This is a genomic window from Janibacter corallicola NBRC 107790, from assembly GCF_001570965.1.
Lineage (GTDB): Bacteria > Actinomycetota > Actinomycetes > Actinomycetales > Dermatophilaceae > Janibacter > Janibacter corallicola.
In genome coordinates, this window is the sequence record NZ_BCSR01000002.1 from 122826 (window position 1) to 136446 (window position 13621).

Sequence of the window (13621 nt, forward strand, 5' to 3'; positions counted from 1 at the left end):
AGGTACACGCGCATGTCCCGCCTGCAGACGACCGACGGACTGACCGAGGAGCAGCAGGACCTGCTCGGACTGGTCAAGGAGTTCGTCGACGAGCAGATCATCCCGGTGGCCCAGGAGCTCGAGCACGCCGACGAGTACCCGCAGAAGATCGTGGACCAGATGAAGGAGATGGGGATCTTCGGCCTGATGATCCCCGAGGAGTTCGGCGGGCTCGGCGAGTCGCTGCTGACCTACGCCCTGTGCGTCGAGGAGATCGCCCGCGGCTGGATGCCGGTCTCGGGGATCATCAACACCCACTTCATCGTCGCCTACATGATCCTCAAGCACGGGACCGAGGAGCAGAAGCAGCGGTACCTGCCGAAGATGGCCACCGGCGAGATCCGGGGCGCCTTCTCGATGTCCGAGCCGGCGCTCGGCTCCGACGTCGCCGGCATCAAGACCAAGGCCGTGCAGGGCGAGGGCGACGAGTGGGTCATCAACGGCCAGAAGATGTGGCTGACCAACGGCGGTTCGGCCAACCTCGTCGCGGTGCTCTGCCGCACCGAGCTCGGCGGCGACACCCCGCACAAGAACATGTCGACCTTCCTCATCGACAAGACCGAGGGCTTCGGTGAGACCGCGCAGGGCGTCACCGTCCCCGGCAAGATCGAGAAGATGGGCTACAAGGGCGTCGACACGACCGAGCTGATCTTCCAGGACCACAGGACCACGAGTGCCCAGCTGCTCGGCGGCGAGCCCGGCAAGGGCTTCTACCAGATGATGGACGGCGTCGAGGTCGGCCGTGTCAACGTCGCCTCCCGCGCCTGCGGGCTGATGATGCGCGCCTTCGAGCTCGGCATCGACTACGCCCAGCAGCGCGAGACCTTCGGCAAGAAGATCGCGGCGCACCAGGGCATCCTCTTCCGGATCGCCGACATGGCCGCCAAGGTCGAGGCGGGCCACCAGCTGATGGTCAAGGCAGCCCGCCTGAAGGACAAGGGCGAGCGCAACGACCTCGAGGCCGGCATGGCCAAGTACCTCGCCGCCGAGTACTGCGCCGACGTCGTCGAGCAGTCCTTCCGCATCCACGGCGGCTTCGGCTACACCAAGGAGTACGAGATCGAGCGCCTCTACCGGGAGGCCCCGATGCTGCTCATCGGTGAGGGCACCGCCGAGATCCAGAAGATGATCATCGGCAAGTCGATCCTCAAGGACTACCCGGTCAAGGGCTGACCGCCGGAGTCGGGGCGCGTCCGTCACGCGGTCGTCCGGAGGCCGGCATGGGTGGGACAATGGGGCCATGAGCATGCAGCAGCCCGCCATGGCGGCCCGGATGCAGGGGCGGCTCCGCCTGCAGTACCCGATGAGCCTGGACGTGTACGACACCTACGCGGAGGCCCAGCGGGCGGTCGACTTCCTCGCGGACAACGAGTTCCCGGTGCACGACGTGATGATCGTCGGGACCGACCTGAAGCAGGTCGAGCGGGTCAGCGGGCGCCTGACCACCGGCAAGGTGCTCGTCGGCGGACTGCTCTCCGGGGTGTGGATCGGTGTCTTCGTGGGACTGATCTTCGCGATGTTCGAAGGGGGCCAGGACCTCTTCGTGCGCCTCGGCTCCACCGTGCTCATCGGTGCCCTCTTCGGTCTGGTGTGGGCCTGGCTGGGCTACAAGACGACCGGCGGGGAGCGGGACTTCACCTCCGTCAGCCAGGTGATCGCCTCGCGCTACGAGGTGCTCACCGAGCACAAGCACGTCGAGCGCGCGCGGGAGCTGCTCGCCGAGCTCGACCCGCTGCGGGCCGCCCAGGAGCAGGTGCGCCGGGCCCAGGAGCGCGCCCGCGCCGCCTACGAGCGGGAGCAGCGCGAGCAGCAGGGGCGACAGCAGGGCTGACTGCCCCGGTCGGCCCGGCTAGCCTCGGTGCCGTGAGCACCGAGAGCAGCCCCGAAGCCCTGGACGAGACCGCCTTCGACGCCGTGCTGTGCGTCGTCGCCCACCCCGACGACATTGAGTACGGCATGGCTGCCGCCGTCGCGAAGTGGACGGCCGCCGGCAAGCGGGTCCACTACTACTTGCTGACCCGCGGCGAGGCGGGGATCGACACCATGGAACCGGTCGACGCCGCGCCCGCCCGGGCCGACGAGGAGCGCGCCAGCGCCGCCGTCGTCGGCGTCGAGCGCGTCGAGTTCGGCGACCACCCCGACGGGACGATCGAGTACGGCGTGGTGCTGCGCCGGGACATCGCCGCCGCCATCCGCCGCAACCGTCCCGACCTGGTCGTCACCCTGACCCACGAGGAGACCTTCGTCGGCGGCAACCTCAACCAGGCCGACCACCGGGCCGTCGGGCTCGCCACGCTCGACGCGACGGCCGATGCCGGCAACCGATGGGTCTTCCCCGAGCTCGTCGCCGACGGGCTCGAGCCGTGGAAGGTGTCCGGGGTGGCCGTCGCCAGCGGGTCTCGGGCCACGCACTACGTCGACGTCACCGGGCACCTCGAGGACGCGATCGCCTCGCTCGAGGAGCACCGGCAGTACAACGACGCGCTGCCGGAGGACTTCCCGAAGCCGCCGGAGCTGCTCGAGAACATCCTCGGCGGGAGTGCGCGCGCCGTGGCCGACCCGGACGTGACGCACGCGTTGCTGCTGGAGTACTTCGCCCGGTGAGCGGAGATCTTCCCCCGTCGCGCGTGTCGGGCCGGCTCTACCACCCGGCGTAGAAGGGTGGCATCTGCGAGGCCTTGCCGGAGTAGACGGGGGTGCGCTTCTCGAGGAAGGAGGCCACCCCCTCCTTGCCGTCGCCGGTGCTCGCGTAGAAGATCGCGAGCGAGTCCACCCGGTGGGCGTCGGCGGGGTGCTCGAGCCCGGCATTGCGGTACATCAGCTGCCGGGTGAGCGCGGTCGCGACGGGGGAGCGGTCCTTCGTCCAGCGGTCGGCGAGGGCGAAGGCCGCCTCGAGCAGCTCGTCGGGCTCGTGGACCGAGCGCACCAGCCCGGCCTCGAGGGCGTCCTCCGCGCCGAGGATGTCGGCGGAGTAGACGAGGTCCAGTGCGGTGGGCATCCCGACGATGCGGGGGAGGAACCACGAGGAGGTCGCCTCGGGGGTGATCCCGATGCGGCCGAAGACCAGGCCGATCCTCCCCTTCGTCGAGACGAGGCGGGCGTCCATCGGCAGGGTCATCGTCGCGCCGATGCCGACGGCAGCGCCGTTGATGGCGGCGATGACTGGCTTCCGGCAGGCGTGGATGGCCAGGGCCACCCGTCCGCCGGTGTCGCGCACCCGGGCCAGTCCGGGGTCGTCGAGGTCGGCCATGTCCTCCAGGGTCGGGGTGAGGGACTCGTCCAGGCCGAAGACGTTGCCCTCGGCCGTGAGGTCCATCCCTGCGCAGAAGGCCTTGCCGGCGCCGGTGACGACGACGGCGCGGACGCCGTCGTCGTCGTTGACCTCCTGGAAGGTGGCCTCGAGCTCGTCGGCCATCTGCACGGTGAAGGAGTTCATCTCCTCCGGACGGTCGAGCGTGACGAGGAGGATGCCCTCGTGCACGGTCAGGGAGAGGGTCTCCTGGTCGGTCCTCATGCGCTGGCCTCCATCTGGGTGACGTGCGAAGGGAGGCGGTCCGATGATCTCCTCCGCCTCCTCGATGTTCGTGGAGACTACGGGATCGCCGGTGATCGCCTCCCCGACCGGCCCGGGGCGGCCCCCTTCGCTCAGCGGGGGATGAGCACGGTGTAGTCGAGGTCGAGGACGACGCTCGGCAGGTACTTCCCGTCCTCGCCCTTGTACGGGAAGTCCGCGCACGGGGTGTCCTTGGTCGCCACGGTGCGCAGCCGCAGCGCGCCGACGTCGGTGCGGCCGGGCAGCTCGATCCGCTCGAGGACCTCGGACCAGGCGTAGACGGTGTCGCCGGCGAAGGTGGGGTTGGCGTGCGCGCCGGCGTTGATCGCGGCGATCACCTGCCCGTTGGCCAGCCCGTTGAAGGACAGCGCCCGTGCGAGGCTGATGATGTGCCCGCCGTAGATGAGCCGGCGACCGATCTTCGCCTGGCCCTGGGCGTGCTGGTTGAAGTGGACCTTCGCGGTGTTCTGGTAGAGCCGGGTGGCCAGCATGTGGTCCGACTCCTCGATCGTCATGCCGTCGACGTGGTCGATCCGCTCGCCGACCTCGTAGTCGCCCCAGAGGAAGGGACTGCCCGCGAGGTCGGTGTCGTACGAGTGCCCGGTGAGGTCGAAGGGGACCACGAGGTCTTCTGCGGCAACGGCGCCCGGCAGGTCGGGGATGACCGTCTCGGGGGCGGGGGAGTCGGGGTCCTTCTTGTGCACCATGACCCAGCGGACGTAGTCGACGACCATCTCGCCGCGCTGGTTGACCCCGACGGAGTTGACGTAGACGACGCCGGTGCGGCCGTTGGAGTTCTGCTTCAGGCCGATGACCGTCGAGGTGGTCGTCACCGTGTCGCCCACGTGCAGCGGCGCACCGAAGCGCCCGCCCGCGTAGCCGAGGTTGGCCACGGCGTTGAGCGAGATGTCCGGCACCGACTTGCCGAAGACGAGGTGGAAGGCGAGCAGGCTGTCGACCGGCATCCGCGCAAAGCCCATCGACTCCGCGAAGGTGGCCGCGCTCGTCGCCGCGAAGCGCGAGCCGTACAGCCCGGTGTAGAGGGCGATGTCCCCGTCGGTCACCGTCCGCGGGGTGGCGTGGCGGATCTCCTGGCCGATCGAGAAGTCCTCGAAGTAGTTGCCGGGGACGGTCTTGGTGGACATGCGGCGCCTTTCACTCGGGCGAAGGGGGTCGGGGCCATCCTCCCCCTTCGCCCGTCCCCGGGGCAGGTCGCCTGGCTGTTGACCCGGCCACACCGCCTCCACCCCGGTCCCTGAGGAGGTCGCGAAGCGACCGTCTCGAAGGGCCGGGTCCCCTCGACTGTGGTGGGCTTCGAGGCTCACTGGCGCTCGCACCTCAGCCGGCGGGCGAGGCGGGTGGTCAGCCGGCCTGCACGTCGGCGATCCACGCCTCGACCTCGGCGGCGGTGTGCGGCCAGGCGCCGGAGAGGTTGCGGTAGCCGTCCTCGGTGACGACGACGTCGTCCTCGATCCGCACGCCGATGCCGCGCAGGTGCTCGGGGACCTTGAGGTCGTCGGCCTTGAAGTACAGCCCGGGCTCGACGGTGAGCACCGTGCCCGGCACGAGCTCGGCGTCCATGTACTCCTCGCGGGTGGCCAGGGCGCAGTCGTGCACGTCGATGCCGAGGTGGTGGCTCGTGCCGTGGACCATCCAGCGGCGGTGGTACTGCCCGTGCTCCGGGTCCAGGGTGTCCTCGACCGAGACGCCCTCGGGCAGCAGGCCCCAGGCGTGCAGGTGCTCGGCGATGACCCGGATGGCGGCGGCGTGCACGTCGGAGAACTTCGCGCCCGGGCGGATCGCGTTGAAGCCCGCCTCCTGGGCGGCGGCGACCGCGTCGTGGACCTGCCGCTGGGCCTCGGTGAAGGTCCCGTCGACCGGCAGCGTCCGGGTGATGTCGGCGGTGAAGAGGGAGTCCAGCTCCACGCCGGCGTCGAGGAGGATCAGGTCGCCCGGCTCGACGTCACCGGTGTTCTTGATCCAGTGCAGCGTGTTGGCGTGGTTGCCCGCGGCGCAGATGGAGTCGTAGCCCACGCCGTTGCCCTGGTGGCGGGCGTGCCGGCCGAAGGTGCCCTCGACCCAGCGTTCGCCGCGGCCCCGCTCGGGGAGCGTGGGCAGGTCGCGGATGACGGCCTCGAAGCCGACCCGGGTGGCGTCGACCGCCTCCTGGAGCTGCTCGATCTCCCAGTCGTCCTTGACCATCCGCAGGTGGGACAGGTCGTGGGCCAGGGCGTCGTCGGCCTCCTGCAGGCTCGACTCCTCCGCCCCTGCCTGGGTCCGGATGGTGTCCAGCCGTGCAGTGAGGCCGGCGTCGGCGTCGCGGACCACGCGCACGGTCAGCTCGCCGGCGTCCTTGCCCACGGCGTCCTCGAACTGGTCGATGTGCCGACCGGTCAGCCCCAGCTCGGACTCGATGTCCTCGATCGTCGGCCGCGCACCGACCCAGAACTCGCCGTAGCGGGGGTTCTCGAAGAACTCCTGGGAATCGCGGGGAGCGAGCGGGCGGAAGTAGAGGACCGCCTCGTGCCCCGCCTGCTCCTCCGACATGCCGAGCGGCTCCAGGACGAGCACCGCGTCGGGCTCGCGGTCCGATCCCAGCCCGGTCAGGTGGGCGAAGGCGGTGTGCGGCCGGAAGACGTAGTCGCAGTCGTTGCTGCGCACCTTGAGCCCGCCCGCGGGGACGACGAGGCGCTCGCCCTCGTGGTCCGCGGAAACCTTCGCGCGGCGATCGGCGGCGCGGCGGGCGGCCTCGGTGAGCGCCGGGCGGTCGGTGGACCGCGGCGCCCAGTCCTCGGCGACGAAGGTCCGGAACTCGTCGGTGATGGGACGCTTCCGGTTGTCGGCCTGCTTCTGTTCCTCACTCATGCACCCATCGTCTCACCGCGCGGGCAGCGCACGGCTCCCATGGGTGGTACCCGTGGGAGGGCCACTTCGGCGGCACGCGTCGGAGCGTCGTGGGAAGGAGAGCGCAGTGGATGACCAGGCTCGTGCCGAGCGTGCCCGGCGGGACCAGGCAGCGACGGAGGAGCACGACCAGCGGGTGGCCGCGGGTGAGGAACTGATCCTCGCGCGCGCTAACGACGGACGGCTCATCAGCTACCGGCCGGAGGAGTACGGCTTCGACAAGGCTGCCCGCGGGAGGCCCCAGGTGACGACCGTCTGGGGGACGGCGGTGGTCACCGTGTTCCTCGCAGGGTTCGGGATCCTGATAGCGGTCTTCTACGTCCGGGGCATCCTCGCCGGTGACGACGTGCCGTGGTGGGTGTGGATCACGCCGCTGCTGTCCCTGTTCCTGAGCTGGGTGGCCTCGCTCTACCTCCGTCAGGAGTGGCGGGCACGGAAGCTCCGCAAGGAGCGGGGCCTGCCGCGCCCGGTGTCCTGACCGGCGGCGGCATACATTCTACATAGCGCCTAGCGCCACGGCACAGATGTGTGGCATGTTGGGGGTCGACGAAGGGAGTCGACGATGACAGCTGCCCTGGTACTGGGCGGAGGAGGCGGGATCGGCGCGGCCGTGACCCGCCGACTCGCGAAGACGCACGACGTGACCATCACCCACCACGGCCACCCGGAGCGCGCGCAGGCGCTCACCGAGGAGCTGAGCGGCGCGGGCCGCACCGTGACCGCGCTCTCGGTGGACGCCACCACGGAGCACGGGGTCGTGACGGCCTTCGACGCGGCCGAGCAGACCGGCGACCTCACGGTCGTCGTCGACTGCGTCGGCGGCTGGGACTACCCGAAGGTGACCGAGCTGACCATGGAGCAGATCCAGGACTCGGTCTCCCTCAACCTCGTCTCCGCGCTGCTCGTGCTGCGGGAGGCGGCCAAGCGGGTGAGCGACGGCGGCCGGATCGTCATGGTCTCCAGCGCCGCGGCCGCCGTGGCCCCGGCCCGGCAGAGCACCTACGCCGCCGCCAAGGCCGGCCTCGAGGCCGCCACGCGGGTGACCGCCAAGGAAGTCGCGAAGCGCGGCGTCACCGTCAACGCGGTGCGTCCGGGCTCGACCGACACCGAGTACATGCGCTCGATCACCGCGGACAAGGCGGTCGAGGCGATGGCGAAGAGCAACGCCATGAAGCGCCTCGGCACCCCCGAGGACATCGCCGGCGCCGTCATGATGCTCGTCGACGACGACGCGGGCTGGGTCACCGGCACCGTGCTCGACGCCACCGGAGGCCTGCAGTGACCGCCGGCGGGGTGCCCGCCCGGGCCGGGGTCGTCGGTGGGGGCCAGATGGGCGCGGGCGTCGTGCACGCCCTGCTGCTCGCCGGCTCCGAGGTCGTCGTGCTCGAGCGCGACGAGGACAGCGCGCAGTCCGCGATCGCGCGGGTGCAGCGCTCCTGCGACAAGAGCGTCGAGCGCGGCAAGCTCGACGATGCGGCCGAGCCGATGGGCCGGCTGAGTGCGACCACGGACGCCGCGGACCTGGCCGACTGCGGCCTCGTCGTCGAGGCCGTCCCCGAGGACGAGACGCTCAAGCGGGAGACCCTGCAGCGGGTCGAGGCCGTCATCGCCGCCGACGCGGCACTGGCGAGCAACACCTCCTCCATCTCGCTGGACGCGCTGGCCACGAGCCTGGCGCACCCGGAGCGGTTCTTCGGCCTCCACTTCTTCAACCCGGTCCCGGCGAGCAAGCTCGTCGAGATCATCATCGCGGGGGCCACCGACGGCGCCTGGCGCGAGCGCGCGGTGCGGTGGGTGGGCGAGGGCCTGGGCAAGACCCCGGTCGTCGTCGCCGACTCGCCCGGCTTCGCGAGCAGCCGCCTCGGGGTGGCCCTCGGCCTCGAGGCCATCCGGATGCTCGAGTCCGGGGTCGCCTCCGCCGAGGACATCGACGCCGCGATGTCGCTCGGCTACGGCCACCCCATGGGGCCGTTGAAGCTGACCGACCTCGTCGGCCTCGACACCCGGCTGGGCATCGCCCGCTACCTGGAGCGCGAGCTCGGTCCGCGCTTCGCCCCGCCGCAGCTGCTCATCGACCTCGTCGAGCAGGGACACCACGGCCGCAAGACCGGACGCGGCTTCTACGACTGGACCGCAGAGAAGCAGGAGAAGAGCTCATGAGCGAGATCCTCGAGAGTTATGTCGCCGGCACCTGGACGAAGGGGGCCGGTACCGGGCGCGAGGTCCTGGACGCCGTCACCGGTGAACCCGTCACCCGCGTCTCCAGCGAGGGCATCGACATGGGCGAGGTGGTCCGCCACGCCCGCGAGGTGGGCGGGCCCGCCCTTCGTGCCCTGACCTTCCCGGAGCGGGCCGCGGCGCTCAAGGCCGCCGCCGGCGCCGTCCAGGAGCGCAAGGACGAGCTCTACGCGCTCTCCGCCCGGGCCGGTGCCACCGCCCGCGACTCCGGCGTCGACATCGACGGGGGAGCGGGGACCGCGTTCGTCTACTCCTCGCTGGGGCGCAAGGGTCTGCCCGACGGCAAGGTCGTCGTCGAGGACGACTTCATCCAGCTCGGCAAGGAGGGCGTCTTCGGCGGCCGCCACGTGCTGACCACCCCGCACGGCGTCGCGCTGCAGATCAACGCCTTCAACTTCCCCGTCTGGGGGATGATGGAGAAGCTGGCGCCGGCCCTCCTCGCGGGGGTCCCGACGATCGTCAAGCCGGCCACCCCGACCGCCTACATCGCGGTCGCCGCCGCGCGGATCATGCTCGAGACCGGGGCGCTGCCCGAGGGCTCGCTGCAGGTCGTCGCCGGCTCGATCCCCGGCCTGCTGGACCAGCTCGGCGGCCAGGACCACATCGGCTTCACCGGCTCCGCCGACACGGCCGCGACCCTGCGGGGGCACGAGGCGGTCACCCGGCGCTCGGCGCACTTCAACGCCGAGGCCGACAGCCTCAACGCCTCCGTGCTCGGCCCCGACGCCGCGCCCGGGGAGCCGGAGTTCGACCTCTTCGTCAAGGGTCTCGTCACCGAGATGACGACCAAGGCCGGTCAGAAGTGCACCGCGATCCGCCGGGCCCTGGTGCCGCAGGACCGGATGGACGACGTCGCCCAGGCCGTCGAGGCCAAGCTCGCCGGGATCGGCATCGGCGCGCCCGGGGCGGACGGCGTGCGCATGGGCGCCCTCGTCGGCACCGAGCAGCGTGACGACGTGCGTGCCGCTGCCGCCCGGATCGCCGCGGCGGGGACCGTCGTGCACGGCGACCTGGAGAAGGTCGAGGTCATCGGCGCCGACGCGGACAAGGGCGCCTTCATGTCGCCCTACCTCGTGCGGGTCGACGACGCCGACCGCGGCGAGCCGCACTCCGTCGAGGCCTTCGGCCCGGTGAGCACCCTGATGCCCTACCGCGACGCCGACCACGCGGTCGACCTGCTGGCCCGGGGCGAAGGGAGCCTCGCCGGCTCCGTCGTCTCCAACGACCGCGACTTCGTCACCGGCGTCGTCGCCGGCGCCGCCCCCTACCACGGGCGCATCCTCGTCCTGGACCGGGAGAGCGCCCCGGAGTCGACCGGGCACGGCATCCCGATGCCGCAGCTGGTCCACGGTGGCCCCGGCCGGGCCGGCGGTGGCCAGGAGGAGGGGGGCCTGCGGGCCGTCCACGCCCACCTGCAGCGCACCGCGGTGCAGGGCAGCCCGGCCGTCCTGGACAGCCTCGGCTGACCCCCCTTCGACCCAGATAGTCCACAAACTGTTGTCGTGACGTCGGGGCATGTGTAGTATATAAGGTAGCCTCCGCAACGTCGCGCAAGGAGAGATTCACAATGACGACGACCAACGACCGCATCGGATCCGCTCCGGACCCGTCCGGGCCCACCAGCCCGATCGACTACAGCCAGCGGATCCCGAACAACGTCAACCTCAACGAGAACCGGCGCCTCCAGCGCGCGCTCGAGGGGTGGCAGCCGAAGTTCCTTGACTGGTGGAAGAACCTCGGGCCGCAGCTGCCCACCGAGGACGTCTACCTGCGCACCGCGGTGGCGGTCGGCCGGGACGGCTGGGCCCACTTCGACCACGTGCCGATGGAGGAGTACCGCTGGGGCATCTTCCTCGCCGAGGGCGACGAGGACCGCGTGGTCAACTTCGGCAAGCACAAGGGTGAGCCGGCCTGGCAGGAGGTGCCCGGCGAGTACCGCGCCGACCTCATGCGCCTCATCGTCGTCCAGGGCGACACCGAGCCGGCCTCCGTCGAGCAGCAGCGCGTGCTGGCCCACACCGCGCCCTCGATCTACGACATGCGCAACCTCTTCCAGGTCAACGTCGAGGAGGGGCGCCACCTGTGGGCCATGGTCTACCTGCTGCACGCCTACTTCGGTCGCGAGGGCCGCGAGGAGGCCGAGCAGCTGCTCAAGCGCAACTCGGGTGACTACGACAACCCGCGCATCCTCGGTGCCTTCAACGAGGAGACCACCGACTGGCTGCAGTTCTTCATGTTCACCTACTTCACCGACCGTGACGGCAAGTACCAGCTGGGAACCCTCAAGGAGAGCGGCTTCGACCCGCTGGCCCGCACCTGCCAGTTCATGCTCAAGGAGGAGGCCCACCACATGTTCGTGGGCACCACCGGCGTGCAGCGCACGGTCGAGCGGACCGCCGAGGTCATGAAGGAGAACGGGGGCAAGGCCGGCTTCGAGGACGGGGTCATCCCGCTCGACGTCATCCAGAAGTACCTGAACTTCCAGTTCTCGGTCTCGATGGACCTCTTCGGCTCGGAGCAGTCGACCAACGCCGGCAACTACTACACCTCCGGTCTCAAGGGCCGCTGGCAGGAGACCCGGCGCAAGGACGACCACGTCCTGCTCGACGACGAGCGCGAGATGAACTACGTCGAGGACGGGCAGATCAAGACCAAGACGGTCCCGATGATCTCCGCGCTCAACCTCGACCTGCGTGACGAGTACGTCGCCGACTGCGAGAACGGCGTGCGCCGTTGGAACCAGGCACTCGAGGACGCCGGGCTCGACGAGCGGCTCTACATCCCGCACGAGGGCTTCCACCGCCAGGTCGGTGTCTACGCCGAGCACTTCGTCAGCCCCGAGGGCGAGGTCCTCGACGAGAAGACCTGGGAGGACAAGGCCGGCGAGTGGCTGCCGAGCAAGGAGGACCGCGCCAAGGTCGCCGAGCTCATGGTGCCGGAGTACGAGTACGGCAAGTTCGCCGGCTGGATCGCCCCGCCGCAGACCGGGATCAACGACAAGCCGGTGGAGTTCGACTACGTCCACCTCGCCGAAGAGGGTCTGGCGTGAGCTCGCTGACCTGGCAGCGTGAGGAGCGGCCCGTCTGGGACGAGGCGAAGGCGCGCATCGTCGCCTCCGTCCCCGAGGGTGCCCTGGTCTTCGACCACGCCGCCGGTGCGGACCTGCCCGGCGACTGGTTCGTGGCCAAGGACGGCGACACCGTCGTCGGTTTCGGTTCGCTGGACACGACGTGGGGCGGCGACGCCGAGATCACTCTCGTCGTCGACGGCGAGCGTCAGGGCACCGGTGTCGGGTCCTTCGTGATGGACCGTCTCGAGCAGGAGGCGGGTGCGCGCGGGATCAACTACGTGTACAACACCGTCCGCGACACCCACCCCGAGCGCGACGAGGTCCACGACTGGCTCCTCGTGCGCGGCTACAAGGGCAACGAGTCCGACGCCTCCCTGCGCAAGCGGGTCGGCGACGAGCTGCCCGAGCCCGCCGCGAGCCCGGCTCCGACCTCGGTGCCCGAGGGCTCCCGCGCCTCCGGCCAGGAGGAGAGCGGGGACTACGTCGACGTGGAGTCGCACAAGTACTGAGCGGACACGCGTCACGGACGTCGCTACGGACGTCGCTACGGACGAGCGAAGGGAGAGGGCTTCCCTTGGGGCTTCGCAAGCTCAGCCCTTGAGTCGGGAAGGCCTCTCCCTTCGCTCGTCCTCTGCTTGCTCGCGGGTACTACATCATGCTCCCCGTGACGAGCGAGGTGGAATGCCGGAAGGTCAGGGTCCTGTCAGTTCTCGACGTCTGAGGATGGTGTAGTACCCGCGAGTAGCGGTACCGGCCCTTCGCCCGTCGAGGCTCGTTTGCTGCGCACGCTCGCGCAGCAGCTGCTAGGTGCGCTCGGCGGCGTCGCGCTCCATGGCGTCCCAGGCGCGCTGGGCGCGGCGGTGCCAGCGGTCCCGGCGGGAGTGGAAGAGGGTGGCGGCGGCCGGACCCGGCCAGTCGCGGGGGAGCAGCTCGGCCGGCAGGTCCGGGTCGACGAAGGGGAAGCCGCGCCAGGCCTGGATGAGCTCGACCTGGGCGACGAAGGCCTCCTCGTCGGTCTCGACGGTGCGCTCGGCGAAGTCCTCGGTGAACTCCAGGTACTGGTCGCGCACCTCCGCCAGGTCCCACGCGGCGTCGATGAGGGAGGCGGGGTCGGTGCCGGCGGCGCGCCGCCCGACCCACGCGAAGGTGCCCGCGGTCAGCCCGAGGTCGGTGAGCACCGTCTGGACCTCGTGCTCCTTGGACGCCTCCGGGATGATCCACATGCCCGGTGTGGGCGTGCCGAGGCCGAGCCAGGTCAGGCGCGTGCGCAGCTTCTGCCGGGTGCTGCGCTGCGCCTCCGGGACCGCGGCGGCCACGACGAGCCACTGCCCGTCCCAGGTGCGCTGCGAGCGAAGGAACCCGTAGATGCGCGAGGTGCCCTCGGTGAGGACCTCGCGCCCCTCCTCGGTCAGCTGCCAGCGCACCCGGCGGCCGTGCCGCTCCGAGGCGAGCAGCCCGTGGCTGGCGGTGCGGGTGATCGTCTGTCGCGCGGACTTCTTCTCCACGCCCAGCGCTCCGAGCGCGGAGACCAGCGTGCCGGTCCATGCCGCGCCGTCGCGGGGGTGGACGAACTCACCGAGCATCGTCAGCAGCAGCGAACGGGCGCTGGCCGAACTCGTCCGCGCGCCCGCGGCCGCCGGTCTCGTACCGGTCGTGGTCACGTGGCCTCCTCGTCCTGTGGTCCGCTGGTCAGGTTCTCACGTGACCGTGAGTGGCCGCGAACATCGACGCGCGACCCCGGACCTCCTTGACCCTTCCCCAACCTACTACTTAACGGTTTCGAGACGGATCTTGACTGTAGAACAACCTGTTGCCGC

The 13621-nt window shown here is 70.6% G+C and carries 13 protein-coding genes; 9 read left to right on the top strand and 4 right to left on the bottom strand.

Annotation, left to right across the window (positions count from 1 at the left end):
- Positions 1-12: 12 nt before the first annotated feature.
- From JCO01S_RS01860 to JCO01S_RS01870, 3 genes are all read left to right on the top strand, one after another.
- Positions 13-1212: an acyl-CoA dehydrogenase family protein gene (locus JCO01S_RS01860; protein WP_068249887.1), complete on the top strand. Its 1200-nt coding sequence runs from the start codon at positions 13-15 to the stop codon at positions 1210-1212.
- Between the two features lie 67 nt (positions 1213-1279).
- Positions 1280-1870, top strand: a complete 591-nt coding sequence (locus tag JCO01S_RS01865) for a YflT domain-containing protein (protein ID WP_068249889.1) — start codon at positions 1280-1282, stop codon at positions 1868-1870.
- 32 nt (positions 1871-1902) lie between these two features.
- Complete coding sequence (locus JCO01S_RS01870; RefSeq protein ID WP_068249890.1) at positions 1903-2643, top strand: PIG-L deacetylase family protein; 741 nt, start codon at positions 1903-1905, stop codon at positions 2641-2643.
- A gap of 37 nt (positions 2644-2680) precedes the next feature.
- Here JCO01S_RS01870 and JCO01S_RS01875 read toward each other — a convergent pair whose 3' ends face one another.
- From JCO01S_RS01875 to JCO01S_RS01885, 3 genes are all read right to left on the bottom strand, one after another.
- A complete protein-coding gene (locus JCO01S_RS01875; RefSeq protein ID WP_068249892.1) occupies positions 2681-3553 on the bottom strand; it encodes a crotonase/enoyl-CoA hydratase family protein in 873 nt (290 codons plus the stop codon).
- A 131-nt stretch (positions 3554-3684) separates the two neighbouring features.
- Entirely contained in the window at positions 3685-4737 is a 1053-nt protein-coding gene (locus JCO01S_RS01880; RefSeq protein WP_068249893.1) for a MaoC family dehydratase, read from the bottom strand.
- Between the two features lie 217 nt (positions 4738-4954).
- Positions 4955-6457 carry an aminopeptidase P family protein gene (locus JCO01S_RS01885; protein WP_068249894.1) on the bottom strand — a complete coding sequence of 501 codons (1503 nt, stop codon included), beginning with the start codon at positions 6455-6457 and terminating at the stop codon, positions 4955-4957.
- A 106-nt stretch (positions 6458-6563) separates the two neighbouring features.
- On the opposite strand from JCO01S_RS01885, the gene JCO01S_RS01890 reads away from it, so the two are divergent.
- From JCO01S_RS01890 to JCO01S_RS01915, 6 genes are all read left to right on the top strand, one after another.
- Positions 6564-6974: a hypothetical protein gene (locus JCO01S_RS01890; protein ID WP_068249896.1), complete on the top strand. Its 411-nt coding sequence runs from the start codon at positions 6564-6566 to the stop codon at positions 6972-6974.
- Positions 6975-7058: 84 nt separating this feature from the next.
- Complete coding sequence (locus JCO01S_RS01895; RefSeq protein WP_084342543.1) at positions 7059-7778, top strand: SDR family NAD(P)-dependent oxidoreductase; 720 nt, start codon at positions 7059-7061, stop codon at positions 7776-7778.
- Positions 7775-8656 (top strand): 3-hydroxyacyl-CoA dehydrogenase family protein, encoded by an 882-nt coding sequence (locus JCO01S_RS01900; RefSeq protein WP_084342544.1) that lies wholly within the window; start codon positions 7775-7777, stop codon positions 8654-8656. The genes JCO01S_RS01895 and JCO01S_RS01900 overlap by 4 nt, the downstream gene beginning before the upstream one ends.
- Positions 8653-10200 carry a phenylacetic acid degradation bifunctional protein PaaZ gene (gene paaZ / locus JCO01S_RS01905; RefSeq protein ID WP_068249900.1) on the top strand — a complete coding sequence of 516 codons (1548 nt, stop codon included), beginning with the start codon at positions 8653-8655 and terminating at the stop codon, positions 10198-10200. Before JCO01S_RS01900 ends, paaZ begins: the two co-directional genes overlap by 4 nt.
- A 101-nt stretch (positions 10201-10301) precedes the next feature.
- Positions 10302-11783, top strand: coding sequence for a benzoyl-CoA 2,3-epoxidase subunit BoxB (gene boxB, locus JCO01S_RS01910; protein ID WP_068249902.1), 1482 nt, complete (start codon positions 10302-10304; stop codon positions 11781-11783).
- Positions 11780-12313 (top strand): GNAT family N-acetyltransferase, encoded by a 534-nt coding sequence (locus JCO01S_RS01915; protein WP_068249904.1) that lies wholly within the window; start codon positions 11780-11782, stop codon positions 12311-12313. The genes boxB and JCO01S_RS01915 overlap by 4 nt, the downstream gene beginning before the upstream one ends.
- A 294-nt stretch (positions 12314-12607) precedes the next feature.
- Here the strand turns inward: JCO01S_RS01915 and JCO01S_RS01920 are convergent, their stop codons facing one another.
- Positions 12608-13465, bottom strand: coding sequence for a PaaX family transcriptional regulator (locus tag JCO01S_RS01920; protein ID WP_218002202.1), 858 nt, complete (start codon positions 13463-13465; stop codon positions 12608-12610).
- Between the last annotated feature and the right edge of the window lie 156 nt (positions 13466-13621).